22 protein-coding genes are annotated in these 24,101 nt (G+C 66.8%); 12 read left to right on the top strand and 10 right to left on the bottom strand.

Features of this window, described 5'->3' with window-relative positions; all coding sequences use genetic code 11:
• Positions 1–27: 27 nt before the first annotated feature.
• Positions 28–534, bottom strand: a complete 507-nt coding sequence (gene def / locus ACVRRC_RS03250) for a peptide deformylase (RefSeq protein WP_011911272.1) — start codon at positions 532–534, stop codon at positions 28–30.
• Between the two features lie 147 nt (positions 535–681).
• On the opposite strand from def, the gene ACVRRC_RS03245 reads away from it, so the two are divergent.
• The 3 genes from ACVRRC_RS03245 to tsaC all read left to right on the top strand — a co-directional run bounded on the left by ACVRRC_RS03245 (position 682) and on the right by tsaC (position 3,587).
• Positions 682–1,707: a LysM peptidoglycan-binding domain-containing protein gene (locus ACVRRC_RS03245; RefSeq protein WP_408103772.1), complete on the top strand. Its 1,026-nt coding sequence runs from the start codon at positions 682–684 to the stop codon at positions 1,705–1,707.
• An 86-nt stretch (positions 1,708–1,793) separates the two neighbouring features.
• The gene (gene dprA, locus ACVRRC_RS03240; RefSeq protein WP_472996619.1) at positions 1,794–2,891 is read left to right on the top strand and encodes a DNA-processing protein DprA; all 1,098 of its coding nucleotides are present in this window, start codon (positions 1,794–1,796) and stop codon (positions 2,889–2,891) included.
• 138 nt (positions 2,892–3,029) lie between these two features.
• The gene (gene tsaC / locus ACVRRC_RS03235; protein WP_017245970.1) at positions 3,030–3,587 is read left to right on the top strand and encodes an L-threonylcarbamoyladenylate synthase type 1 TsaC; all 558 of its coding nucleotides are present in this window, start codon (positions 3,030–3,032) and stop codon (positions 3,585–3,587) included.
• Positions 3,588–3,641: 54 nt separating this feature from the next.
• Here the strand turns inward: tsaC and ACVRRC_RS03230 are convergent, their stop codons facing one another.
• Positions 3,642–4,619 carry an NADPH:quinone reductase gene (locus ACVRRC_RS03230; protein ID WP_218650900.1) on the bottom strand — a complete coding sequence of 326 codons (978 nt, stop codon included), beginning with the start codon at positions 4,617–4,619 and terminating at the stop codon, positions 3,642–3,644.
• A gap of 152 nt (positions 4,620–4,771) precedes the next feature.
• On the opposite strand from ACVRRC_RS03230, the gene hemF reads away from it, so the two are divergent.
• On the top strand, positions 4,772–5,692 hold the full coding sequence (gene hemF / locus ACVRRC_RS03225; RefSeq protein WP_125885876.1) for an oxygen-dependent coproporphyrinogen oxidase: 921 nt from the start codon (positions 4,772–4,774) through the stop codon (positions 5,690–5,692).
• A gap of 89 nt (positions 5,693–5,781) precedes the next feature.
• A complete protein-coding gene (aroE, locus tag ACVRRC_RS03220) occupies positions 5,782–6,594 on the top strand; it encodes a shikimate dehydrogenase (RefSeq protein WP_265661256.1) in 813 nt (270 codons plus the stop codon).
• A 90-nt stretch (positions 6,595–6,684) separates the two neighbouring features.
• Here the strand turns inward: aroE and ACVRRC_RS03215 are convergent, their stop codons facing one another.
• Together ACVRRC_RS03215 and ACVRRC_RS03210 are read right to left on the bottom strand one after the other, a co-directional pair.
• Entirely contained in the window at positions 6,685–7,296 is a 612-nt protein-coding gene (locus ACVRRC_RS03215) for an NAD(P)-dependent oxidoreductase (RefSeq protein WP_014595322.1), read from the bottom strand.
• Positions 7,297–7,302: 6 nt separating this feature from the next.
• Positions 7,303–7,608, bottom strand: a complete 306-nt coding sequence (locus tag ACVRRC_RS03210; protein WP_011911280.1) for an ElaB/YgaM/YqjD family protein — start codon at positions 7,606–7,608, stop codon at positions 7,303–7,305.
• Between the two features lie 259 nt (positions 7,609–7,867).
• On the opposite strand from ACVRRC_RS03210, the gene pbpG reads away from it, so the two are divergent.
• From pbpG to ACVRRC_RS03190, 4 genes are all read left to right on the top strand, one after another.
• Entirely contained in the window at positions 7,868–8,806 is a 939-nt protein-coding gene (gene pbpG / locus ACVRRC_RS03205; protein WP_368852351.1) for a D-alanyl-D-alanine endopeptidase, read from the top strand.
• Between the two features lie 144 nt (positions 8,807–8,950).
• Positions 8,951–9,346: a DUF2946 domain-containing protein gene (locus ACVRRC_RS03200; protein WP_125871021.1), complete on the top strand. Its 396-nt coding sequence runs from the start codon at positions 8,951–8,953 to the stop codon at positions 9,344–9,346.
• Between the two features lie 123 nt (positions 9,347–9,469).
• Positions 9,470–11,509, top strand: a complete 2,040-nt coding sequence (locus tag ACVRRC_RS03195) for a TonB-dependent receptor (protein WP_170799653.1) — start codon at positions 9,470–9,472, stop codon at positions 11,507–11,509.
• Positions 11,510–11,514: 5 nt separating this feature from the next.
• The gene (locus ACVRRC_RS03190; RefSeq protein ID WP_472996618.1) at positions 11,515–13,032 is read left to right on the top strand and encodes a PepSY domain-containing protein; all 1,518 of its coding nucleotides are present in this window, start codon (positions 11,515–11,517) and stop codon (positions 13,030–13,032) included.
• Here the strand turns inward: ACVRRC_RS03190 and ACVRRC_RS03185 are convergent.
• Positions 13,011–14,714, bottom strand: coding sequence for an alpha/beta hydrolase (locus ACVRRC_RS03185; protein ID WP_045159562.1), 1,704 nt, complete (start codon positions 14,712–14,714; stop codon positions 13,011–13,013). The genes ACVRRC_RS03190 and ACVRRC_RS03185 overlap by 22 nt on opposite strands.
• 165 nt (positions 14,715–14,879) lie before the next feature.
• Here ACVRRC_RS03185 and treS point away from each other — a divergent pair, with 165 nt between their 5' ends.
• Both treS and ACVRRC_RS03175 read left to right on the top strand, forming a co-directional pair.
• Positions 14,880–16,949, top strand: coding sequence for a maltose alpha-D-glucosyltransferase (gene treS / locus ACVRRC_RS03180; RefSeq protein ID WP_472996617.1), 2,070 nt, complete (start codon positions 14,880–14,882; stop codon positions 16,947–16,949).
• An 83-nt stretch (positions 16,950–17,032) separates the two neighbouring features.
• Positions 17,033–17,638, top strand: a complete 606-nt coding sequence (locus tag ACVRRC_RS03175; RefSeq protein ID WP_279643327.1) for an eCIS core domain-containing protein — start codon at positions 17,033–17,035, stop codon at positions 17,636–17,638.
• A gap of 112 nt (positions 17,639–17,750) precedes the next feature.
• Here ACVRRC_RS03175 and ACVRRC_RS03170 read toward each other — a convergent pair whose 3' ends face one another.
• The 3 genes from ACVRRC_RS03170 to ACVRRC_RS03160 are packed head-to-tail and all read right to left on the bottom strand — an operon-like array spanning position 17,751 to position 20,267.
• Positions 17,751–18,524, bottom strand: a complete 774-nt coding sequence (locus tag ACVRRC_RS03170; protein WP_019407339.1) for a MetQ/NlpA family ABC transporter substrate-binding protein — start codon at positions 18,522–18,524, stop codon at positions 17,751–17,753.
• A gap of 58 nt (positions 18,525–18,582) precedes the next feature.
• The gene (locus ACVRRC_RS03165; RefSeq protein ID WP_011911288.1) at positions 18,583–19,260 is read right to left on the bottom strand and encodes a methionine ABC transporter permease; all 678 of its coding nucleotides are present in this window, start codon (positions 19,258–19,260) and stop codon (positions 18,583–18,585) included.
• Positions 19,260–20,267: a methionine ABC transporter ATP-binding protein gene (locus tag ACVRRC_RS03160; protein WP_106442589.1), complete on the bottom strand. Its 1,008-nt coding sequence runs from the start codon at positions 20,265–20,267 to the stop codon at positions 19,260–19,262. The genes ACVRRC_RS03165 and ACVRRC_RS03160 overlap by 1 nt, the downstream gene beginning before the upstream one ends.
• Before the next feature lie 225 nt (positions 20,268–20,492).
• On the opposite strand from ACVRRC_RS03160, the gene katE reads away from it, so the two are divergent.
• Complete coding sequence (gene katE, locus ACVRRC_RS03155) at positions 20,493–22,667, top strand: catalase HPII (RefSeq protein WP_260869675.1); 2,175 nt, start codon at positions 20,493–20,495, stop codon at positions 22,665–22,667.
• Between the two features lie 145 nt (positions 22,668–22,812).
• Here the strand turns inward: katE and ACVRRC_RS03150 are convergent, their stop codons facing one another.
• Positions 22,813–23,310 (bottom strand): YgjP-like metallopeptidase domain-containing protein, encoded by a 498-nt coding sequence (locus ACVRRC_RS03150; protein ID WP_014595333.1) that lies wholly within the window; start codon positions 23,308–23,310, stop codon positions 22,813–22,815.
• Positions 23,307–24,092 carry a zinc ABC transporter permease subunit ZnuB gene (gene znuB, locus ACVRRC_RS03145; RefSeq protein ID WP_020308607.1) on the bottom strand — a complete coding sequence of 262 codons (786 nt, stop codon included), beginning with the start codon at positions 24,090–24,092 and terminating at the stop codon, positions 23,307–23,309. Before znuB ends, ACVRRC_RS03150 begins: the two co-directional genes overlap by 4 nt.
• Between the last annotated feature and the right edge of the window lie 9 nt (positions 24,093–24,101).

Below are 24,101 nucleotides of genomic sequence, written 5' to 3'. Positions count from 1 at the left end.
CCGTAGCAAGCCTTTGAGGTTCGGGAATCAAGCCTGCTGGCGGTGGATCTTTTCCAGCTTCTTCTTGATCCGGTCGCGCTTGAGGCTGGACAGGTAGTCGACGAACAGCTTGCCGTTGAGGTGATCGCACTCGTGCTGGATACACACCGCCAGCAGTCCTTCGGCGATCAGCTCGTAGGGCTTGCCGTCGCGGTCCAGCGCCTTGATGCGCACCTTCTGCGGACGATCGACGTTCTCGTAGAAGCCGGGTACCGACAGGCAGCCTTCCTGGTACTGGTCCATCTGGTCGGTGAGCGGTTCGAATTCCGGGTTGATGAAAACCCGCGGTTCGGAGCGGTCCTCGGACAGGTCCATCACCACCACGCGCTTGTGCACATTGACCTGCGTCGCAGCCAGGCCGATGCCCGGCGCTTCGTACATGGTTTCGAACATGTCGTCGACCAGCTGACGGATGCCGTCATCGACCACGTCCACCGGTTTGGCGATGGTACGCAGCCGCGGATCGGGAAATTCAAGGATGTTCAGAATGGCCATATGCGTTTGTGATGCACTTATGGAATAAAGTCAAAAGCCGCTGCTAAGATGCCGAGCAGCATGGAAAACGGCTTAATGCCGCGTTCCAAATGGGTCCGCGGCGCTAGGGCGCTTCACGTGAAGGCACATAATAAAGGGATTCACCACATGAGGAAATCACTACTCGCCCTGCTGCTGGTGGCGGTCGGCGGGCTCGCCCAGGCCGCGGTGCAGCTCAAGGACAATCATCCGGAGCGGTATACCGTGGTGAAGGGCGACACACTCTGGGGCATTTCCGGCCGCTTCCTGCGCGAGCCGTGGAAATGGCCGGAGCTGTGGCATGCCAACCCGCAGATCGCCAACCCTCACCTGATCTATCCCGGCGACACCCTGAGCCTGGTCTATGTCGACGGCCAGCCGCGACTGGTGCTGGACCGCGGTACCTCGCGCGGCACCATCAAGTTGTCGCCGACCGTACGCACCACGCCGATGGCCGAGGCCATCCCGACCATCCCGCTGGAAGCGATCAACAGCTTCCTGCTGAGCAACCGCATCATCGACACCGCCGAGCAGTTCCAGGGCGCTCCGTACATCGTCGCCGGCAATGCCGAGCGCGTGATCAGCGGCGCCGGCGATCGCATCTATGGTCGCGGCGCGTTCGACGCGAACATGCCGGCCTACGGCATCTTCCGCCAGGGCAAGACCTACGTCGACCCGGACACCGGTGAATTCCTCGGCATCAACGCCGACGATGTCGGCTCCGTCGAGATCGTCGAGATCGAAGGCGACATCGCCACCATGCAACTGACCCGGACCACCCAGGAAGCGCGCATCGGTGATCGCCTGTTCCCGGGCGAGGAGCGCGCGGTCAACTCCACCTTTATGCCGAGCGCCCCGTCCACCCAGGTCGAAGGCCTGATTCTGGATGTGCCGCGTGGCGTCACCCAGATCGGCCAGTTCGATGTGGTCACGCTGAACAAAGGTGCTCGTGACGGTCTGCAGGACGGCAACGTGCTGGCGGTGTACAAGACCGGCGAAACCGTGCGCGATCGCGTGACCGGCGAGAACGTGAAGATCCCGGACGAGCGCTCCGGTCTGCTAATGGTGTTCCGCACCTACGACAAGCTCAGCTACGGCCTGGTGCTGCAGGCCACCCGCTCGCTGTCGGTGAAGGACAAGGTCCGCAACCCCTGAACTAAGAAAGCCCCGCGAATGCGGGGCTTTTTCATGCTGCGATAACACCGCAAGGATGCGGTGCCAGGAGACAAGGAGTGTCTTCCATGCCTGCCATTTCCCCCGCCGAGCTTGAAGCCCGGCTGCGCCTTCATCTGTTGCCGGAACTCGGTCCGCGGCGCCTGCAGCGGTTGCTCAGTGCGTTCCCCGATGCCGCATCGGCCCTCAGCGCGCCGGCCAGCGCCTGGCGCTCCCTGGGTCTGCCGGTCAGCTGCGCCGAACCGCGTCGCAGCAGCGAGGTTCGCGAGCGGGCCAGTGCCGCCCTGGCCTGGCTGCAAGCCCCAGGTCGACATGTGATCTGCTGGGACGATCCGGCCTATCCCGCCCTGCTGGCGGAGCTGCCGGATGCCCCGCCTCTGCTGTTCGTCGCCGGCGATCCGACCTTGCTCGAACGGCCGCAGCTGGCGGTAGTCGGCAGCCGCCGCGCCTCGCGAAACGGCCTGGACAATGCCCGCGCCTTTTCCCGCAGCCTGGCCGGCGCGGGTTTCGTCATCACCAGTGGACTGGCGCTGGGAATCGACGGCGCTGCACATCAGGGTGCGCTGGATGCAAACGGCAAGACCGTCGCGGTGCTCGGCACCGGCATCGAACGGCTGTATCCGCAGCGCCATCTCAGCCTGGCCAAGGAGATCGTCGAACATGGCGGTGCGCTGGTGTCCGAATTGCCGCTGGACTGCCCGCCACAAGCGAGCAACTTTCCGCGCCGCAACCGCATCATCAGCGGCCTTTCGCTGGGCGTGCTGGTGGTCGAGGCGAGTCCGTCCAGCGGTTCGCTGATCACCGCGCGTCTGGCCGCCGACCAAGGCCGGGAAGTCTATGCGATTCCCGGTTCGATCCATCATCCTGGCGCACGCGGCTGCCATCAGCTGATCCGCCAGGGCGCGGCGCTGGTGGAGTCGGTAGAGGATGTCCTGCAGGCCCTGCGCGGCTGGCAGCGCCTTGCGCCGCTGGCTGCTGAAGCGTCGAAGCCGCCGCAGACGGATCACCCATTGCTGCGCGAACTGCTGGCGGCGTCGCGCAGCAGCGAGGCGCTGGCTGCCGCGCTCGATCAGCCGCTGGGTCAGGTGCTGGCACAACTGACCGAGCTGGAGATCGAGGGTCAGGTCAGCTGCGACAACGGACTCTGGTCGGTGCTGATGCGCTAGCCGGCATCGGCTGGACGCGGCGGTGCCAGGCGATGCCGGCTCACTGTTGCAGGCGGTTGCGAATCGGCCCGATCGCCCCCTGCTCGACGGCTGGCGCCTTGGGTACACTGCCGGCTTTTCATCCAGGCAGAGGTCGGCATGATTGGCGATTGGCGTGTGCAGCAGGTAGCGCGGGTGGTCCGGGCTGGCGGGGTGATCGCCTATCCGACCGAAGCGGTTTGGGGGGTGGGCTGTGACCCGTGGGACGAAGACGCGGTGATGCGCTTGCTGGCGCTCAAGGAGCGACCCGTGGAGAAGGGCCTGATCCTCATCGCGGACACCGTGGAACAGTTCGACTTCCTGCTGGATGACCTGCCGGAGCGCTGGCTGGATCGCCTGGCAGGGACCTGGCCGGGGCCCAACACCTGGCTGGTACCGCACCGCGGCCGCTTGCCCGAGTGGATCACCGGACGGCATGACAGCGTGGCCCTGCGCGTCACCGACCACCCGCTGGTCAAGCGCCTCTGCGCGCTGACCGGGCCGCTGGTGTCGACCTCGGCCAACCCGGCCGGGCGGCCCGCGGCGCGTTCGCGGCTGCGGGTGGAACAGTATTTCCCGCAGCAGCTAGACGCCGTGTTCAATGGTGCGCTGGGCGGCCGGCGCAATCCCAGCGTCATCCGAGACCTGCGCAGCGGCGAGGTGATTCGTCCGGCCTGACCCGGGCGAATCGATGGCGGCGCGGCTGCCCTGCAGCGGCGGCCGCCACCGTGTTCAGGGCAGCAGAATGGTCGATCCGGTGGTTTCCCCCGCTGCCAGCTTGCGCTGCGCTTCGGCGGCATCGCCGAGTGCGTAGCGCTGGCCGATCTCCACCTTGACCTTGCCGCTGCCGATCATCTCGAACAGCTCGTCGGCCATGGCCTGCAGGCGCTCCGGGGTGTCGGCATAGCCAGCCAGGGTCGGGCGGGTGACGAACAGCGAACCCTTTTGCGCCAGCACGCCGAGGTTGACTCCGGTGACGGCACCCGACGCATTGCCGAAGCTCACCAGCAGCCCGCGCGGAGCGACGCAATCGAGGGATATCTCCCAGCTGTTCTTGCCCACCGAGTCGTAGACCACCGGGCACTTCTTGCCTTCGGTCAGCTCCAGTACGCGCTGCACCACGTCTTCGCAGCTACGGTCGATGGTCGCCCAGGCGCCGAGCGCCTTGGCGCGTGCGGCCTTCTCCGCCGAGCCGACCACGCCGATCAGCCGAGCGCCGAGCGCATGCGCCCACTGACAGGCAATCGAGCCAACGCCGCCGGCCGCGGCATGGAACAGCACGGTCTCGCCGGCCTGCAGCGCGTGAGTCTGACGCAGCAGATACTGACAGGTCAGGCCCTTGAGCATGACCGCGGCAGCCTGTTCGTAGCTGATGGAGTCCGGCAGCTTGACCAGGTGGCGAGCCGGCAGCGTGTGATACTCCGCGTAGGCACCCAGCGGACCGGTGGCATAGGCGACACGATCACCGGGCTGCAGATGCTGCACGCCCTCGCCCACCGCATCGACCACCCCGGCACCCTCGGTGCCCAGACCGGACGGCAGGCTTGGCGGCTGGTACAGGCCGCTACGGAAATAGGTGTCGATGAAGTTCAGGCCGATGGCGTGGTTGCGGATGCGCACCTCGCCGGCAGCCGGTGCGCTGAGGGGCACATCGACCTGTTCCAGGACTTCGGGACCGCCGTGCTGGCTGAATTGGATGCGCTGGGACATGTCTGGCTCCTGGTCATTGAAAGAGCGCCTATCGAACCTGCCGGGGCTGCGTTCGTCAATCGGCCTGATGTTATGCTTGCCGGCCGACCCCGTTTCAAGCACCGCTCAGCCACGCGCCGCTGGCTGCGTGCGGTCATTCGCAAGGTGATTTCGTGAACGACAGGACCGAAGCCGTCAAAGCCTATCTGCTGGATCTGCAGGATCGAATCTGCGCCGCCCTGGAGGTCGAAGACGGCGGTGCCCGCTTCGTCGAGGATGCCTGGACGCGGCCCGGTGGCGGTGGCGGCCGGACGCGGGTGATCGAGAACGGCGCGCTGATCGAGAAAGGCGGGGTGAACTTCTCCCATGTGCACGGCGACAGCCTGCCGCCATCGGCCAGCGCCCATCGGCCTGAACTGGCCGGTCGCAGCTTCGAGGCGCTGGGCGTGTCGCTGGTGATCCACCCGCACAATCCCTACGTGCCCACCTCCCATGCCAACGTGCGCTTCTTCATCGCCGAGAAGGACGGCGAGGAACCGGTCTGGTGGTTCGGAGGCGGCTTCGACCTGACGCCCTACTACGGTTTCGAGGACGACTGCGTGCATTGGCACCGAGTCGCCCGGGACGCCTGCGCACCCTTTGGCGCCGAGGTCTATCCGCGCTACAAGGAGTGGTGCGACCGCTATTTCCACATCAAGCACCGCAACGAACCGCGCGGCGTTGGCGGACTGTTCTTCGACGACTTGAACCAGTGGGATTTCGACACCAGCTTCGCCTTCATGCGTGCGGTCGGCGATGCCTATCTCCAGGCCTATCTGCCCATCGTGCAGCGGCGCAAGGCCACCCCGTTCGGCGAGCGCGAGCGGCAGTTCCAGCTGCTGCGCCGCGGCCGCTACGTCGAGTACAACCTGGTCTACGACCGCGGCACCCTGTTCGGCCTGCAATCGGGTGGACGCACCGAATCGATCCTGATGTCGCTGCCGCCCCAGGTTGCCTGGGGCTATGACAAGCGCCCCGAGCCGGGCTCGCCGGAAGCGCGGCTGACCGAGTATTTCCTGCAGGACCGCGACTGGCTGGCCGCCGCGCCCGCCTGAACGAAGACGGCATCCGGCCCGAGTTTCGGCGCTGGAGTCGATGCGTCCCGCACCGGGTCTGCAGCCCGAATTTGAAACAGAGGTATTGGATGGACCGCTACGGCGTCTTCGGCAACCCCATCGGCCACAGCAAGTCACCGCAGATTCATGCGCTGTTCGCCACACAGACCGGCCAGGCGCTGAGCTATGAGCCGCTGCTGGCGCCGCTGGATGACTTCCCCGCGTTCGCGCGTGACTTCTTTCGCGAAGGCCGGGGTGCCAACGTGACCGTGCCGTTCAAGGAGCAGGCCTATCGCATGGCCGACGAGCTGACCGAGCGTGCGCGCCGCGCCGGTGCGGTGAATACCCTGAAGAAGCTGGAGGATGGTCGCCTGCTGGGCGACAACACCGATGGCGCCGGGCTGGTCGCCGACCTGCTCAATGCCGGCGTGACCCTGAGCGGCAGTCGCATTCTGCTGCTGGGCGCTGGGGGAGCCGTGCGTGGCGTGCTGGAGCCGTTGCTGGCGCACCGGCCGGCGGCGCTGGTCATCGCCAATCGCACCGCGAGCCGGGCCGAACAGCTGGTGCAGGAGTTCGCCGAGCTTGGCCCGCTGTCGGCGAGCGGCTTCGCCGAGCTTGCCGAACCGGTCGACCTGATCGTCAACGGCACGTCGGCCAGCCTCGGTGGCGAGCTGCCGCCCTTGGCCGACAACCTGATCGTTGCCGGCCGCACCTTCTGCTACGACATGATGTACAGCGCCGAGCCGACGCCCTTCTGCCGCTGGGCCGCGGCGCTGGGTGCGACCACCCGCGACGGTCTCGGCATGCTGGTGGAGCAGGCGGCGGAAGCCTTCGAACTCTGGCGCGGCGTGCGCCCGGATACCGCGCCGGTACTGGCCGAGCTACGGCGCCAGCTGGGCTGAGAGGGCTCTTGGCCGGCCAGATGCCCGCTGGCCATTGGCTGGCCCACGCGCGCAGACATCCATAAGCCGCGCCCAGACGACCAGAAAGGGCTAGCTACGAAAATGGATGCGCTGATGCAGGTGCTGCGGGCGCTCCAGCTCGTCCACGATACCGGCAGCGATGCGCTGCAGCTCGTGAAAGGGATTGGTTTCGCCCTTGCCGGCGGCTTCGGCCAACGTCTCGATGGTCAGCTGGTTGCCGGCCGGGGGCGCATCCACCAGCGTCCACTTGAGCGGATGCGCGGCCAGCCGCTGCAAGGCGGCCTCGACCTCCGGCTGTCGCTCGATGGCCGGGAAGTCGGCGATCAACAGCAGCCGCTCGACGCCGACACGCTCAAGCCCGAGCAGCAGCGCTTCCACCGCCTGGTAGAAATCGCGCCGGGCGGACTCGCCGGTGATGGCATCGGTGCTGGGCAGGCGCGGCGTGTGGTACAGGCAGATCACCGCATCCATCCCTGCCACGCTTTCGCTGACGCTCAGCGGATCGAACGGGTCGCCCGGCTTGGTCCGCAGGCCCGGCCGGGCAGACAGCGAATTGAGATCGTCCAATAGCGCCACAGCCTCGTGCTGCCGGCTGAGCAGCTCGACCAGCAGCGCACTGCCGAGATCGTCATGCGCGCCGTACAGGGCGAACTTGAGGCGTGGCGTTTCGGCGTTGAGCATGGTCGGTCAGCGGCGGGTGACCAGATAGCCGATCAGGGCAAAGGCACCGGCCGCCAGGGCCAGCGTGCCCAGCGGATGTTCCTTGGCACAGTCGCGTGCGGCGCGGCTGGCCTCACGGGTGCGCTTGGACAGGTCGGCATAGTGCTCGTCCCAGTGCTGGTCGTGCCAGAGCGATTCGGCCCGCGAACGCAGGGCGCTGAGGCGATGGCGCGAGTCACGTGCGGCGTCGTGCTTGAGCTCGTCGAGCGCGCGCATCAGGCTGTCGATCTCGCGTTGGACTTCTTCGCGGGTGGTGGGCTTGTGGCTGAACATGGCGGGACCTCCCCTCGGTAAGTGTGTGGGTTTGACCCCGAAACGTTGCAGAGGTGCGGCCAGAGGCCGGCTTTGCTGGCCGAGCAGACCACATCAAGATGTGTCCGGGCCGGCCGCCGCGCTGGTCGACATCCGACGAACCGTTCATCGGGAACAGGCGAGCCGCCCGTCGATTCCCTATACTGCGTCACAGTTCCGGAGCGCTTTATTCCGGCGCATCCCGCGCCGCAGCGCCCTTTTCCAGCGGGGAAATCCAATCGTGAAATTGCGTCGTACGGTGGCCAGCCTGTTGTTCGCCTGCCTGGCCTCGTTGCCGGTGATTCATGCCCAGGCGGCCAGGCCGATGGTTCAGGAGCTCGCCTCGGGCAGCGCCCTGCTGGTCGACCTGAACACCAACGAGGTGCTCTATTCCAGCAATCCCGACATGGTCGTGCCGATCGCTTCGGTGACCAAGCTGATGACCGCCATGGTGGTGCTGGATGCCAAGCTGCCGCTGGACCAGGCGCTACCGGTGACCATCCGCGATGCCAAGGAGATGCAGGGCGTTTACTCCCGGGTGCGCATCGGCAGCGAGATCAGCCGCCGAGAGATGCTGCTGCTGACCCTGATGTCTTCCGAGAACCGCGCCGCCGCCAGTCTTGCCCATCACTATCCCGGTGGCTACTCGGCCTTCATCCAGGCGATGAACGCCAAAGCGCGGGCACTGGGCATGACCCGCACGCACTACGTCGAGCCCACCGGCCTTTCCGAGCGCAACGTCTCCAGCGCCAACGACCTGGTCAAGCTGATTCGCGCCAGTCGCCAGTACCCGCTGATCCAGCAGTTCAGCACCACCGACGAGAAGACCGTGGCCTTCCGCAAGCCCAACTACACGCTGGGCTTTCGCAATACCAATGCCCTGGTGCGCAAGAACAACTGGGACATCCAGTTGAGCAAGACCGGCTTCACCAATGCTGCCGGCCATTGCCTGGTGATGAGCACCACCATGAAGCAGCGGCCGGTGGCCTTCGTGGTGCTCGACGCGTTCGGCAAGTACACCCACATGGCTGACGCCAACCGCCTGAAGAAGTGGCTGGAAACCGGCACGGTTACGCCGGTACCGGCCGCTGCCCTGGCCTACAAGCAGCAGAAGCAGGCCCAGCGGCAGCTCGCCGGCCAGCCGGCCGATGCTGCCCAGGCCCTGCTGGAAACCCGCTGAACCCGGCTCTCGCGGCGCGGCGAAGTGGGCCGCGCCGTGAGCCGGATGAGAATCGATGGGCTTTCTTGAGTTTGCGCAACTCTTTTCCCCGAGAGTCGTTCCTATCATGAACGCCATTCGCAACTGCGCCCCGTCGAGCCGTCGATGAACCGTCGCCGTCTACCTGCCTGGCTCGCCAGCCTGGCCCTGCTGATGCACCTGCTGAGCATGCCGCTGTCCGGCATGCTGCCGGCTGACGCCAAGCGGCTGCTGGGCTGGAGCGGGCATTGCCCGCTGCAGCAGGCCGGCGTATCGCCGGGCCATGCCATGCACGGCGCCGAGACGGCCGGCGAGCATGGCTCCGGCACCCACCATGGCGGGATGCCGCCGTGCTGCTGCTGCGCAGGGTCCATCGGTCTCGCCGCACTGCCGGCACCGTCGCTGCAGCTGCCGCAGGACGTGCAGGGAGGCGCTGTCCGGATCGCCGAAACCCGGGTTCACCGGCCATCTCCGCGCCAGCAGTGGCCCTCGCTGAATCCGCGCGCCTCACCCCTCGCCTGACGCCCTCGGCGTCACCCTTAGTCGCTGTGCCTGAACCGCCCGCACCTGCCATCCGGCAGCGTGCCGGCGCCTGCCGACGGCTGCTCGCCGTGGCCATGCCTGTTGCACAAGGAAACCTGCGAGATGCATCCCCTCTCTGCGCAATCTCCGCGGCGCCTCGCGCTGCCCCGTCTTCTCACCGTGGCCCTGGCCGCCACGTATCTGCCGGCAAGCCTGGCCGATACCGCGCTGTCGCTGGGCAGCAGCACCGTCACCGCGAACCCGTCCAGCGGCAGCCTGCCGACCAGCAGCGTGGTCAGCTCGGTGGACCTGCTGGGCAGCGACATCCTCGAACAGCAGCCGGTGCTCTATAGCTGGGAGCTGTTCCGCCGTGCGCCGGGGGTGATGCTCACCGAGTTCGGCCAGGGCACCAGCTCCGGCAAGCTGTCCTTTCGTGGCTTCAATGGCGAGGGCGAGGTCAACGCGGTCAAGCTGCTGATCGACGGCATCCCGAGCAACAGCAACGACGGCAACATGCCCTACCTGGACATGCTGTTCCCGCTGGAGATCGATGGCATCGAGGTGGTGCGCGGTACCAACGATCCGCGCTACGGCCTGTACAACATCGCCGGCAACGTCGCCGTGCAGTCGCGCATCGGTGGCGACTACGGCAAGGCGCGGCTGCGCTACGGCAGCTACGACACGCAGGAGCTGCAGCTGGCCAAGGGCATCGAAAGCGGCAACTGGACGCAGAACTACTTCATCGGCCAGCAGAAGAGCGATGGCTACCGCGACCATGCCGGCAGCGAGCGCACCAGCCTGTCCGGCAAATGGTTCTACTCGCCGGACGCCGGCAACTGGCGCCTGGGCCTGATCGCCCGGCACTACGAGGCCGAAGCGGACGAGCCGGGGTACCTGTCCCGTGAGGACGCACGGCACTCGCCCCGCCAGTCCTATGCGCTGTCGGCCAGCGACATGGGTGAGCGGCGCATGAACCAGCTCAGCCTGCATCTGGACAGCCAGCTGGCCAGCGACCTCAGCTGGGCGACCAAGGTCTGGCTCAACACCCTGGATGACGACCGCTGGGTGCGTTTCTCCCAGGCCCAGCCGCAACAGCGACGCACCAGCGAGGAGAAGCACTACGGCGCGCGTACTTCGCTGACCTACCGGCCGGACGTGTCCTGGCTCCATGATCTGGCCCTCGAAGGCGGGCTGGACACCGAACAGCAGCGCAACCGCAGCGAGCGCTACACCACCGTCGAGCGCCAGGTCGTGACCCAGACCCGCGACCAGCGCTTCGACTACGACAGCTACGGCGCGTACCTGCAGGCGGTGATCCAGCCGGTGAAATCGCTGAAGATCATCCCGGCATTTCGCGTCGACCGCATTCGGGGTGACTTCACCGACGAGCTGAGTGGCAACGATTACGCGATCAACGACTACGGCAGCATCGAGCAGCCGAAGATCAGCCTGATCTACACCCCCATCGAGCAGCTGAGCCTGTATGGCAACTGGGGGCGGACCTTCCAGATCGGTACCGGCGCGGCCGCCTACAAGGTTCCGCCGCGCACCAGCGATCTCTCGCCGTCGATCAATGACGGCTGGGAAACCGGCATCAAGTTCAGCCCGGTGCACTGGCTCGACGGCCGCGTCGCCTACTGGGAGCAGGTCGCCACGGACGAGGTGCGGCGCCGGCTCAACGATCCCAGTGGCGAATCGGAAAACCTCGGGCAGACCCGTCGCTGGGGCTACGACGCCCAGCTCAACCTCTACCCTGCCAGCGCTCTGAATCTGTGGCTGGCGCACTCCTGGCAGTTCTCCGAGATCGAAAAGGCCGACCCTAGCCTGCCGGCCAGCCAGGGCCAGGAGATCGATCATGTGCCGCGGCGCCTGTACTCGGCCGGCAGCAGCTATCAGGCGACGCCGGACCTGCAGCTCAGCGCCTGGCTCAACGGCCAGACCGATTACTACCTCGAGCGCGAGAACACCCAGGGCAAGTACGGCGGTTACGTGCTGTTCAACCTGGGCGCCAGCTACCAGCTGACCGAGCAGCTGGCCGTCGACCTGCAGCTGAAGAACCTCACCGACCGCTACCACGAATACGTCTGGTACGACGGCGCGCAGACCCTGCATGCGCCGGGCGATGGCCGCGCGCTGTATGCCGCCGTGACCCTGGACTTCTGACCGGCATGAAGCGCTACCTGTACCTGATGCATCGCTGGCTCGGCATCGCCCTGGGGTTGTTCGTCCTGGCCTGGGTCGTCAGCGGCGTGGTGATGCTCTTCGTCGGCTATCCCAAGCTGACACCGGCCGAGCATCTGGCGCGACTGGCACCGCTGGATGCCGGCTGCTGCATCGCGCCGCGTGCGGCGCTTGTCGCCAGTGGCGATCCGCGTACCCCGCTCAGCCTGCGCCTGACCGGTGCCGGCGGCTCACCGCGCTACCTGCTGGACTACGGCGACGGACCGCTGCTGGCGGTGGATGCGCGCAGCGGTCGGCGCATCGAGCGCATCGGTCCTGCCGAGGCGCTGGCCAGCGCGCGGCAGTTCACCCAGGGGGCTGAAGTGCGCCTGCTCGATCAGGTCGAAGAAGATGCCTGGACGCGCAACCATGCGCTGGCCCGCGAGCGCCCGTTGTATCGGGTCCAGGCCGACGATGCCGAACGGCACCTGCTCTACGTCTCCAGCCACAGCGGGCTGGTGGTGCGCGATGCCAGCGCCCACGAGCGGGCCTGGAACCTGCTGGGCGCCTGGCTGCACTGGCTCTATCCGTTGCGCGAGGTGATGCCGAAGGCCGCCTGGTCGCCGCTGCTGGTCTATGGCGCCCTGCTCGGCGCGGTGCTGGTGCTGCTGGGCATGCTGATCGGCCTGCTGCGCTGGCGCTTCACCGGGCGCTACCGCAACGGATCGCACTCGCCCTACCCGGCTGGCGCCAGCCGTGTGCACCACGTCGGCGGGCTGCTGGTCGGCGTCGTGCTGCTGGTCTGGCTGGTCAGCGGCATGCTGTCGATGGAGCCCTGGGGGCTGTTCGAGAAACGCTCGAGCATCGATGCCGCCGCGCTGCGGCAAGCGCCGCTAAACGCCGAAGCGCTGGATGCGGATCTGGCCTCCTCGCTGGCCCGATTCCGCGCGGCTGGTTTCGAAGCGGTGGAACTGCAGTGGCATATGCTCGGCGATCAGCCCTATCTGGTCGGCCTCGATGCCAGGGGCGAGACGCGCATTCTGCCCGCGGCATCCGCCGGGCCGGCGCAGGAACACCTTGAGCGCGCGGTACTGGAGCGCCAGGTCCGCCAGGCCTGGCTGGAGCAGTCGCTGCACTTCGAGTGGCTGGAACAGGAGGATTTCCACTACTACGCTCGCAGCGAACCAAGCCTATACAGCCATCTGCCGCGCCGCTTGCCGCTGCTGCGGGTGCGCTTCGACGATCCGGCCGCCACCTGGCTGCACATCGACCCCTACAGCGGTGCCGTCATCGAACAGCTGGATCAGCGCCGGCGCGCGGTGCGCTGGGCGTTCAAGCTGCTGCACAGCTGGGACTGGCTGCCCTTGCTGCAGCGGCCGCTGCTGCGCGACGGCCTGCTGCTGGCCTTCAGCGCGGGTGCGCTGGTGATCAGCCTGAGCGGCGTGTTGCTGGGCTGGCGACGGCTAAGGCCGCGGGTGCGGCGGCGCCAGGTGCGCCGGCCGGTTCAGCCGCCGCGGTTGTCGTAGGCGGCTTCGTTGCTGTCCTGCTCGCCGGCGCGGGCCTGCTCGTGGGTCAGCTGCAGCTTGAGGCGCTGCAGCGCGTCGGCATTCCAGCCGGGCGGGCTGCTGACCAGGCGCCAGGCATCGACATAGTCGGCCGGCGCATAGACGTGGCCGTAGCCGGGCGGCGTCGGCGTGGTCACCGCCATGTCCACCGCCAGCTGCAACATGGTTACCAGCGGGAACCAGCGTAGCGACGGCGATACATCCGGCCCGCGCGGCTCGGCCAGCCAGTCGGGGCGGCGCCAGGCGTAGCGATGGTCGAAGAAGGTGATCGGATCGCTGGCGTACTGCAGGTAGAGCAGACGCATCGGCCCCCAGGGCGCATCGGCCGGCTCCGCTGTGCCCTGCTGGTTCATGAAGCGGACGAAGCGGCCATCGCGGAACCGTGGACGCCATTCGGGGCTGTCCGGGTCGCGGCTGTCGGTGAGCGTGCGCCACAGGTCGCTGCGAAACGGCGGACCGCTCCAAAGCGCGCCGTGGATGGGATCGCCGAGCAGCTCGTGCAGCTCCCAGGAGCGTTGCGAATGCAGCGCGCCGAGGCTCAGGCCATGCAGATACAGGCGCGGTCGGCGTTCGGCCGGCAGTTCGGTCCAGTAGCCATAGATCTCGGCGAATAGCGCGCGGGCCACGTCGCGGCCGTAGTCGGCCTCCACCAGCAGCGCCAGCGGGCTGTTCAGATAGGAGTACTGCAACGCCACGCTGGCGATATCGCCGTGGTGCAGGTACTCCACTGCGTTCATCGCCGCCGGGTCGATCCAGCCGGTACCGGTGGGCGTCACCAGCACCAGCACCGATCGCTCGAAGGCGCCGCTGCGCTGCAGCTCGCGCAAGGCCAGACGCGCCCGCTGGCGCGGGGTCTCTGCCGCGCGCAGACCGACGTAGACGCGAATCGGCTCGAGCGCCGAGCGGCCGCTCAAGGCGCTGATATCCGCCGCCGACGGGCCGGAGCCGATGAACTCGCGGCCGGTCCGGCCCAGCTCCTCCCAGCGCAGCAACGAGGCCCGGCTGCCGCTTTTCAGCGGCGAGGCCGGTGGTGCCGTCTCCGGTTCGATCAGGGCGTCGTACTGCGCGAAGGATGCGTCCAGCATGCGCAGTGCCCGCGCCGCCAGCACATCGCTGAGCAGCGACCAGAACAGCGCCAGCGCCACCAGCACGCCGATCACGTTGGCCAGGCGCCGTGGCAGCACGCGGTCGGCGTGCCGCGAGACGAAGCGCGACACCAGCCGATACAGACGCGCCAGCGTCAGCAGGATGAGAAAGGTCGCCAGCGCGGTGAGAATGACTTCGAGCAGGTGCGCACTGCTCACCGGCGGCATGCCCATCAGCGCGCGTACCGCGTTCTGCCAGCCGGCGACCTGGCTGAGGAAATACCCGGCCAGCAACAGGCAGCCGACCGCGATCAGCAGATTGACCCGCTCGCGCTGCCAGCCCGGGCGCTCCGGCAGTTCCAGATAGCGCCACAGCCAGCGCCAGAACACGCCGAGGCCATAGCCCACCGCCAGCGCCGCGCCGGCCAGCACGCCCTGGCTCAGCGTCGAGCGCGGCAGCAGCGAGGGCGTCAGCGCCGCGCAGAAGAACAGCGTGCCCAGCAGCAGGCCGAAACCGGACAGCGAGCGCCAGATGTAGAGGACGGGCAGGTGCAGCATGAAGATCTCCGCGGTCGGGTGACGGCGTCGCCGCCTCGGCATATCGAGGCGTGTCCGGTCGTGCGGTTCCCGTGATGGTCCGCAGCAGGCCAATCCGATGCAACGATGGCCGAGCGGCCGACTCAAACGTCTACATTTCCCTAGTGCTGCCGGAACCGATCGCCGATGAGCATCCCAGACAACACCTATATCGAATGGCTGGTCAGCCAGTCCATGCTGCATGCGGCCCGCGAGCGGTCGCGTCATTACGCCGGCCAGGCGCGTCTCTGGCAGCGGCCTTATGCCCAGGCCCGCCCGCGCGATGCCAGCGCCATCGCCTCGGTGTGGTTCACCGCCTATCCGGCGGCCATCATCACGCCGGAAGGCGGCACGGTACTCGAGGCCCTCGGCGACGACCGCCTCTGGAGTGCGCTCTCCGAACTCGGCGTGCAGGGCATCCACAACGGGCCAATGAAGCGTTCCGGTGGCCTGCGCGGACGCGAGTTCACCCCGACCATCGACGGCAACTTCGACCGCATCAGCTTCGATATCGACCCGAGCCTGGGGACCGAGGAGCAGATGCTGCAGCTCAGCCGGGTGGCCGCGGCGCACAACGCCATCGTCATCGACGACATCGTGCCGGCACACACCGGCAAGGGTGCCGACTTCCGCCTCGCGGAAATGGCCTATGGCGACTACCCCGGGCTGTACCACATGGTGGAAATCCGCGAGGAGGACTGGGAGCTGCTGCCCGAGGTGCCGGCCGGGCGTGATTCGGTCAACCTGCTGCCGCCGGTGGTCGACCGGCTCAAGGAAAAGCACTACATCGTCGGCCAGCTGCAGCGGGTGATCTTCTTCGAGCCGGGCATCAAGGACACCGACTGGAGCGTCACCGGCGAGGTCACCGGGGTCGACGGCAAGGTGCGTCGCTGGGTCTATCTGCACTACTTCAAGGAGGGCCAGCCGTCGCTGAACTGGCTCGACCCGACCTTCGCCGCGCAGCAGCTGATCATCGGCGATGCGCTGCATGCCATCGACGTCACCGGCGCCCGGGTGCTGCGCCTGGACGCCAACGGCTTCCTCGGCGTGGAACGGCGCGCCGAGGGCACGGCCTGGTCGGAGGGCCACCCGCTGTCCGTCACCGGCAACCAGCTGCTCGCCGGGGCGATCCGCAAGGCCGGCGGCTTCAGCTTCCAAGAGCTGAACCTGACCATCGATGACATCGCCGCCATGTCGCACGGCGGGGCCGATCTGTCCTATGACTTCATCACCCGCCCGGCCTATCACCATGCGTTGCTCACCGGCGATACCGAATTCCTGCGCATGATGCTGCGCGAAGTGCACGCCTTCGGCATCGACCCGGCGTCACTGATCCATGCGCTGCAGAACCATGACGAGCTGACCCTGGAGCTGGTGCACTTCTGGACGCTGCATGCCTACGACCATTACCACTACAAAGGCCAGACCCTGCCCGGCGGCCACCTGCGCGAACATATCCGCGAGGAAATGTACGAGCGGCTGACCGGTGAACATGCACCGTACAACCTCAAGTTCGTCACCAACGGGGTGTCCTGCACCACCGCCAGCGTGATCGCCGCGGCGCTTAACATCCGTGATCTGGACGCCATCGGCCCGGCCGAGGTGGAGCAGATCCAGCGTCTGCATATCCTGCTGGTGATGTTCAATGCCATGCAGCCCGGCGTGTTCGCCCTCTCCGGCTGGGATCTGGTCGGCGCCCTGCCGCTGGCGCCCGAGCAGGTCGAGCACCTGATGGGCGATGGCGATACCCGCTGGATCAATCGCGGCGGCTATGACCTCGCCGATCTGGCGCCGGAGGCGTCGGTCTCCGCCGAAGGCCTGCCCAGGGCCCGCTCGCTGTACGGCAGCCTGGCCGAGCAGCTGCAGCGGCCAGGCTCCTTTGCCTGCCAGCTCAAGCGCATCCTCAGCGTGCGCCAGGCCTACGACATCGCTGCCAGCAAGCAGATCCTGATTCCTGATGTGCAGGCGCCAGGACTTCTGGTGATGGTCCACGAGCTACCTGCCGGCAAGGGCGTGCAGCTCACGGCACTGAACTTCAGCGCCGAGCCGATCAGCGAGACCATCTGCCTGCCCGGCGTGGCGCCCGGCCCGGTGGTGGACATCATTCACGAGAGTGTGGAGGGCGACCTCACCGACAACTGCGAGCTGCAGATCAACCTCGACCCGTACGAGGGGCTCGCCCTGCGTGTGGTGAGCGCCGCGCCGCCGGTGATCTGAGCGCCCTCTTCGCGCGCCCCAGGTCCGCCGCTATAGTGCGCAGCGCCTGGGGCGCGCATCGCCCTCGCCGTCGAGACCATCCCGTGTCGTTCACTTCGCTTTTCCGCCTTGCGCTGCTGCCGCTGGCGCTGCTTGCCGCACCCGTCTGGGCGCAGACCGCCTGCCCGCCCGGCCAGCAGCCGATCTGCCTGAGTGGCAGCTGCCTCTGCGTGCCGGCCGCCGCTAGCGATCCACAAGCCGTCTACGACCGCGTGCAGCGTATGGCCACCCTGGCCCTGCAGAACTGGATCCAGCAGTCGCGCGACCGCCTGGTGGCCGGCGGCGTCGAGCCGATACCGCTGCACATCCGCTCGCAGCTCGAGCCGTATTTCGATCTTGCCGTGCTGGAGAGTGCGCGGTACCGCGTCGGCGACGAGGTGGTGCTGAATGCCGGCAACACCCTGCTGCGCAACCCGGACGTCAATGCCGTGACCCTGATCGACGTCATCGTCTTTCGCCATGAGGAGGATGCCCGGGACAACGTCGCGCTCTGGGCCCATGAGCTCAAGCACGTCGAGCAATATCTGGACTGGGGCGTTGCCGAGTTCGCCTGGCGCTATACACAGGATTTCCGTGCCGTGGAGCGCCCGGCCTATGCGCTGGAACGTGAGGTGGAAGAGGCCCTGCGCGAGACGCAGACGCGGCGCTGAGCGAGCTGATCGGTGCTGCTGCCTGCATGTGGGCTGAAGCCCACCAATGACGCCGGCGAAAACGAAAAACCCCGCCGAGGCGGGGTTTCTGACGCGGGTTGCGCGGTCAGGCTCAGAAGGCCGGAACGACGGCGCCCTTGTACTTCTCCTCGATGAACTGGCGCACTTGCTCGCTGTGCAGCGCGGCAGCCAGTTTCTGCATGGCATCGCTGTCCTTGTTGTCCGGACGGGCGACCAGGATGTTCACGTACGGCGAGTCGCTGCCCTCGATCACCAGGGCGTCCTGGGTCGGGTTCAGCTTGGCTTCCAGCGCGTAGTTGGTGTTGATCAGCGCCAGGTCGACCTGGGTCAGCACGCGCGGCAGGGTCGCGGCTTCCAGTTCGCGGATCTTGATCTTCTTCGGGTTCTCGGCGATGTCCTTCGGCGTGGCGGTGATGCCGGCGCCGTCCTTCAGACCGATCACGCCGGCCTTGTCCAGCAGCAGCAGTGCGCGGCCGCCATTGGTGGCATCGTTGGGAATGACCACGGTGGCGCCGTTGGCCAGTTCGTCCAGCGACTTAACCTTGCTCGAGTAGGCACCGAAGGGCTCGATGTGTACGCCGGCGACGCTCACCAGCTCGGTGCCCTTGCCCTTGTTGAATTCATCCAGGTACGGCTGGTGCTGGAAGAAGTTGGCGTCCAGGCGCTTCTCGGCGACCTGGATGTTCGGCTGCACGTAGTCGGTGAATACCTTGACGTTCAGCGTCACGCCCTGCTCGGCCAGCTGCGGCTTGACGAACTCCAGCAGCTCGGCATGCGGCACGGCGGTGGCGGCCACGGTCAGGGTTTCGGCGGCCTGGGCGGAAAACGCCGCGACGGTGGCCAGGGCGGCAATCAGTTTCTTCATCGTTCGGTTCCTTCAGGAGTTGAGCGGGGTGCGAAGGTTCGCTCGCCCTGGTTGCGGTTCATTTGCGCGAAAAGTGGGTCACCAGCCGGTCGCCGAGGCTCTGCAGCAGCTGCACCAGCACCAGCAGCAGGACCACGGTGACCACCATCACGTCGGTCTGGAAGCGCTGGTAGCCGAAGCGGATGGCCAGGTCGCCAAGGCCGCCGGCACCCACCACACCGGCCATCGCGGTGTAGGACACCAGGGTGATGGCGGTGACGGTGATGGCGGCGATGATGCCCGGACGCGCTTCCGGCAGCAATGCGCTGAAGATGATCTGCCGGGTGGTGGCGCCCATGGCCTGGGTGGCCTCGATGATGCCGCGGTCGACCTCGCGCAGCGCGGTCTCCACCAGGCGGGCGAAGAACGGCGCGGCGCCCACCACCAGCGGTGGGATGGCACCGGCCACGCCCAGCGAGGTGCCGGTAATCAGCACGGTGAAGGGAATCATCACGATCAGCAGGATGATGAACGGCAGCGAGCGCAGCACGTTGACCACGAACGACAGCGCGGCGTACAGCGGGCCGTTCTCGAACAGCTGGCGCGGACCGCTGAGGAACAGCAGCACGCCCAGCGGCAGACCGAGCAGAATGGTGAACAGCAGCGAGCCGCCGAGCATCAGCAGGGTGTCCAGCGTGGCCAGCCAGATTTCGTACCAGTCCACGTTCCCCAACAAAGAGCTGAACAAGGCTTCCATCAGCGCAGCACCTCCACATGCACGTCAGCGGCTTGCAGACGGCTCATCGCCGCCGCCATGTCACCACCGATCAGCGCCAGGGTGAGCTGACCGTAGGGGGTGTCCTTGATGCGGTCGATGCGCCCGGACAGGATGCTGTAGTCGACGCCGGTTTCGCGGGCGACGGTGCCCAGCAGCGGCTTGTAGGTGGAATCGCCCTGGAAGGTCAGACGCAGGATGCGGCCCGGCACGTGGGCGAAGTCATCGTGCATCTCGCTTTCATCCATTGCCTCGTCTTCCAGCACGAAGCGCTGGGTGGTCGGGTGCTTGGGGTGCAGGAACACCTCGGTCACCGGGCCCTGTTCGACGATCGCGCCGCCGTCCATCACCGCCACGCGGTCGCAGACACGGCGGATCACATCCATCTCATGGGTGATCAGCACGATGGTCAGCTTCAGCTCGCGGTTGATCTCGGCCAGCAGTTGCAGCACCGAGGCGGTGGTCTGTGGATCGAGGGCGCTGGTGGCCTCGTCGCAGAGCAGGATGCTCGGCTCGGTGGCCAGCGCGCGGGCGATGCCGACGCGCTGCTTCTGGCCGCCGGAGAGCTGTGCCGGGTACTTGCGTGCATGGTCCTTGAGCCCGACGCGTTCGAGCAGGCTGGCGACGCGGGCGTCGATCTCGCTGCGCGAGCGGATGCCGGCCAGGCGCAGCGGCATGGCGACGTTGTCGGCCACCGTCTTGGACATCAGTAGGTTGAAGTGCTGAAAGATCATCCCGACGCGCTGGCGGAAGCGCCGCAGGCCGTCGGCATCCAGCGCGGTGACGTCCTCGCCGTTGACCAGGATGCGTCCGCCGGAGGGCTCCTCGAGGCGGTTGATCAGGCGCAGCAGCGTGCTCTTGCCGGCGCCGGAATGGCCGATCAGACCGAACACTTCACCGGAGGCGATTTCCAGCTGCGTCGGTTGCAGCGCGGGAATATCGCGGCCGGCGGTCCGATAGGTTTTATGGACTTGATGGAATTCGATCACGGGCGAACCTTGTGGGTGCGACGTTTGTTGCCGGGATGATCGGCGAAAGCCCGGCATTCTACCCGTTTGCCGGCGACGTCGCTCGCCTGCGCCGCTGCGATTGAGCAAATCCATGGAGCTGATAGGCAAAGCAAATCGTCGCAGGCGGCAACCTTGCGGCGATCAATGGGGTCACTAACCGGTACGCCGTGAATCGATCATGTGTCTGCCCCGCGTTCCGGGCCGATCGTTCGCGGTACCGCTCACCGCAAACGGAGGCCCACCATGACCGACAAGACCCCGCAACAGAGCGAGCTGGCCGGTACCGACACTGTCGACCGCGCCAATCACAACGCCAAGCTCGACCAGCTGGAAGCGTTTCGCAGCGACGCCACCGGCGAGGCGCTGCGCACCAATCAGGGCGTGAAGATCGCCGACAACCAGAACACCCTCAAGGCCGGCGGCCGTGGGCCCTCGCTGCTCGAAGATTTCATCATGCGCGAGAAGATCACCCACTTCGACCATGAGCGCATCCCCGAGCGCATCGTGCATGCCCGCGGTGCCGCGGCGCACGGCGTGTTCGTCAGCTACGCCGACCACAGCTGGCTGACCAAGGCCTCGTTCCTCGCCGCCGAAGGCAAGGAGACGCCGGTGTTCGTGCGCTTCTCCACCGTGCAGGGCTCGCGCGGCTCGGCGGACACCGTGCGCGACGTGCGCGGCTTCGCCACCAAGTTCTACACCGACGAGGGCAACTTCGACCTGGTCGGCAACAACATGCCGGTGTTCTTCATCCAGGACGCCATCAAGTTTCCGGACTTCGTCCACGCGGTGAAACCCGAGCCGCACAACGAGATCCCGCAGGCGCAATCGGCCCACGATACCTTCTGGGATTTCGTCTCGCTGACGCCTGAGTCCGCACACATGGTGCTCTGGACCATGTCCGACCGCGCCCTGCCGCGCAGCTATCGGGCGATGGAAGGCTTCGGCGTGCACACCTTCCGCCTGATCAATGCCGAGGGCGTCAGCCGCTTCGTCAAATTCCACTGGAAGCCGGTGGCCGGCGCCTTCTCGCTGGTCTGGGACGAAACGCTGAAGATCGCCGGCAAGGACCCGGACTTCAACCGCCGCGACATGTGGGAGTCCATCGAGATGGGCGACTACTTCGAGTGGGAGCTGGGCGTGCAGGTGGTCGAGGAGGCCGACGAGCACAAGTTCGACTTCGACCTGCTGGACCCGACCAAAATCATCCCCGAGGAGCTGGTGCCGGTGCAGAAGCTCGGCAAGATGACCCTCAACCGCAACCCGGACAACTTCTTCGCTGAGACCGAGCAGGCCGCCTTCCACATCGGCCATATCGTGCCGGGCATCGACTTCACCAACGACCCGCTGCTGCAGGGCCGGCTGTTCTCCTACACCGACACCCAGCTGCTGCGTCTCGGTGGGCCGAACTTCCACGAAATCCCGATCAACCGTCCGCTGTGTCCGTTTCACAACAACCAGCGCGACGCCTTCCATCGCCAGACGATCCACAAGGGCCGCGCCAACTACGAGCCCAACTCGATCGACAACGGCTGGCCCAAGGAAACCCCGCCGGCAGCTCAGGGCGGCGGTTTCGAGAGCTATCCCGAGCGGGTCGAAGGCCACAAGATCCGCAACCGCAGCGAGTCCTTCGGCGACCACTTCTCCCAGGCCACGCTGTTCTGGAACAGCATGAGCGGTCCGGAGAAGGAGCACATCATCGGTGCCTATACCTTCGAGCTGGGCAAGGTCGAGCGGGTGTTCATCCGTGAGCGTCAGGTCAACGAGATCCTCGCCAACATCGACCTGGAGCTGGCCCGCCGCGTGGCCGAGAACCTCGGCCTGCCGGCACCCGCTGCGCCGACCGTAGCGCCGAAGGTACCGACCCCGCAGAGCTCGCCGGCCCTGAGTTTGATGAACCACGCACCGGGCAATATCAAGTCGCGCAAGATCGCCATTCTGGTGGCCAACGGCGTCGATGGTGCGGCGATCGATGCATTCAAGGCCAAGCTGGCCGAGCAGGGCGCGCTGGCCAAGATCGTCGGCCCCTCGCCGGCGCCGGTGAAGACGGCGGACGGCAAGATGCTGCCGGTCGACGCCGCGATGGACGGCATGCCCTCGGTGATGTTCGACGCAGTGTTCGTCCCCGGCGGTGCCGATGCGGCTGCGGCCATGGCCAAGTCCGGCGAAGCCAAGCACTACCTGCTGGAGGCCTACAAGCACCTGAAACCCATCGTGGTGCTCGGTGCGGCACGGCCGCTGCTGGCATCGCTGAACCTCACTGCCGACAACGGGCTGCTGGAGGGCGATGACGTCGATGCGGTATTCGGCAACTTCGCTCAGGCGCTCGGTCAGCACCGGGTGTGGGCGCGTGAGGCCGCGGCGGAGGCGATCCCGGCGTAACGGGTCAGGGTAGGGTGGATGGCCGAAGCCATCCACGCGGATGAGGCGCCAGGTCCGGCATGAGGCGAAACCGGGCACTGGCGCGTGGGAAATCGCTTCGCGAGTTTTCCACCCTACGCAGGCTCCAGGACCGCCGGGCGGCTGGTCAGCCGTCCTGCAGCTCCCGCCAGTGCAGGAACAGCCGCAGGTCGAACTCGATCTGCCCGTAGCCGGGCAGCATGTGTTCGCACAGCTTGTAGAACGCACGGTTGTGCTCGCTCTCGCGCAGGTGGGCGAGCTCGTGCACCACGATCATCCTGAGAAACTCCGGCGCCGCGTCGCGGAACAGTGCGGCGACGCGGATCTCCTTCTTTGCCTTGAGCTTGCCGCCCTGCACCCGTGACACCGCGGTATGCAGGCCCAGCGCCCGATGGGTCAGGTCCAGCCGATTGTCGTAGAGCACCTTGTCGATCGGCGGCGTGCTTTTCAGGTACTCCTGCTTGAGCGTCTGCACGTAGCCGTACAGCGCCTTGTCGCTCTGCACCTCATGCCGTGCGGGGTAACGCCGCTGCAGATAATCGCCCAGACGGTCCTCTGCAATCAGCTGGCGCACCTGAACCAGCAGCGCTTCAGGGTAGCCGCGCAGGTACTTGAGATCGGTCATGCGCGCTTCGGCCAGGCGAAGCTGAGCAGGAACAGTGCGGCGGCGCTGACCACGATGGACGGGCCGGCCGGAGTGTCCTCGTACCAGGACAGCATCAGCCCCAGGCACACGGCGACGATTCCCAGGATGCTCGCGCCCAGCGCCATCTGTTCCGGCGTGCGCGCATGGCGCTGTGCGGCGGCGGCGGGAATGATCAGCAGTGAGGTGATCAGCAGCACGCCGACGATCTTCATCGCCACGGCGATCACCACGGCGATCAGCAGCATCAGCGCCAGGCGGATGCCGGCCACCGGCAGGCCTTCGACCTTGGCCAGCTCCTCGTGCACGGTGATCGCCAGCAGCGGTCGCCACAGCGGGATCAGCATCAGCAGCACCAGTGCGCTGCCACCGATGATCCAGGCCAGGTCGCTCGGCCCGACGGCCAGCAGGTCGCCGAACAGGTAGCCCATCAGGTCGACACGCACATCCTTCATGAAGCTCAGCGAGACCAGGCCGAGCGATAGCGTGCTGTGGGCCAGGATGCCGAGCAGGGTGTCGGAGGCCAGCGGCTGGCGCTGCTGCAGGGTCACCAGCAGCAGGGCGAGCAGCACGCAGCCGACGGTCACCGCCAGCGTCAGGTTGACGTCCAGCATCAGGCCGAGGGCGACGCCGAACAGCGCGGCGTGGGACAGGGTGTCGCCGAAATAGGCCATGCGCCGCCATACGACGAAGGAGCCGAGCGGGCCGGCGACCAGCGCCAGGGCCAGGCCGGCGAGCAGCGCGTTGAGAAGGAAATCGGGCATCTGATGCTC

Source organism: Stutzerimonas sp. LR2 (assembly GCF_055755175.1).
Note: the sequence above shows the minus strand (reverse complement) of the source record. Positions and strands in the feature narration are given on the sequence as shown.

Coding starts and splice junctions, on each gene's coding strand:
- ACVRRC_RS03195 (WP_170799653.1), top strand. CDS start 9,470: ATGCATCCCCTCTCTGCGCAATCTCCGCGGCGCCTCGCGCTGCCCCGT.
- ACVRRC_RS03185 (WP_045159562.1), bottom strand. CDS start 14,714: ATGCTGCACCTGCCCGTCCTCTACATCTGGCGCTCGCTGTCCGGTTTC.
- ACVRRC_RS03230 (WP_218650900.1), bottom strand. CDS start 4,619: ATGTCCCAGCGCATCCAATTCAGCCAGCACGGCGGTCCCGAAGTCCTG.
- def (WP_011911272.1), bottom strand. CDS start 534: ATGGCCATTCTGAACATCCTTGAATTTCCCGATCCGCGGCTGCGTACC.
- ACVRRC_RS03165 (WP_011911288.1), bottom strand. CDS start 19,260: ATGGAAGCCTTGTTCAGCTCTTTGTTGGGGAACGTGGACTGGTACGAA.
- tsaC (WP_017245970.1), top strand. CDS start 3,030: ATGATTGGCGATTGGCGTGTGCAGCAGGTAGCGCGGGTGGTCCGGGCT.
- ACVRRC_RS03210 (WP_011911280.1), bottom strand. CDS start 7,608: ATGTTCAGCCACAAGCCCACCACCCGCGAAGAAGTCCAACGCGAGATC.
- dprA (WP_472996619.1), top strand. CDS start 1,794: ATGCCTGCCATTTCCCCCGCCGAGCTTGAAGCCCGGCTGCGCCTTCAT.
- ACVRRC_RS03200 (WP_125871021.1), top strand. CDS start 8,951: ATGAACCGTCGCCGTCTACCTGCCTGGCTCGCCAGCCTGGCCCTGCTG.
- aroE (WP_265661256.1), top strand. CDS start 5,782: ATGGACCGCTACGGCGTCTTCGGCAACCCCATCGGCCACAGCAAGTCA.
- ACVRRC_RS03150 (WP_014595333.1), bottom strand. CDS start 23,310: ATGACCGATCTCAAGTACCTGCGCGGCTACCCTGAAGCGCTGCTGGTT.
- ACVRRC_RS03190 (WP_472996618.1), top strand. CDS start 11,515: ATGAAGCGCTACCTGTACCTGATGCATCGCTGGCTCGGCATCGCCCTG.
- znuB (WP_020308607.1), bottom strand. CDS start 24,092: ATGCCCGATTTCCTTCTCAACGCGCTGCTCGCCGGCCTGGCCCTGGCG.
- ACVRRC_RS03215 (WP_014595322.1), bottom strand. CDS start 7,296: ATGCTCAACGCCGAAACGCCACGCCTCAAGTTCGCCCTGTACGGCGCG.
- treS (WP_472996617.1), top strand. CDS start 14,880: ATGAGCATCCCAGACAACACCTATATCGAATGGCTGGTCAGCCAGTCC.
- ACVRRC_RS03245 (WP_408103772.1), top strand. CDS start 682: ATGAGGAAATCACTACTCGCCCTGCTGCTGGTGGCGGTCGGCGGGCTC.
- ACVRRC_RS03170 (WP_019407339.1), bottom strand. CDS start 18,524: ATGAAGAAACTGATTGCCGCCCTGGCCACCGTCGCGGCGTTTTCCGCC.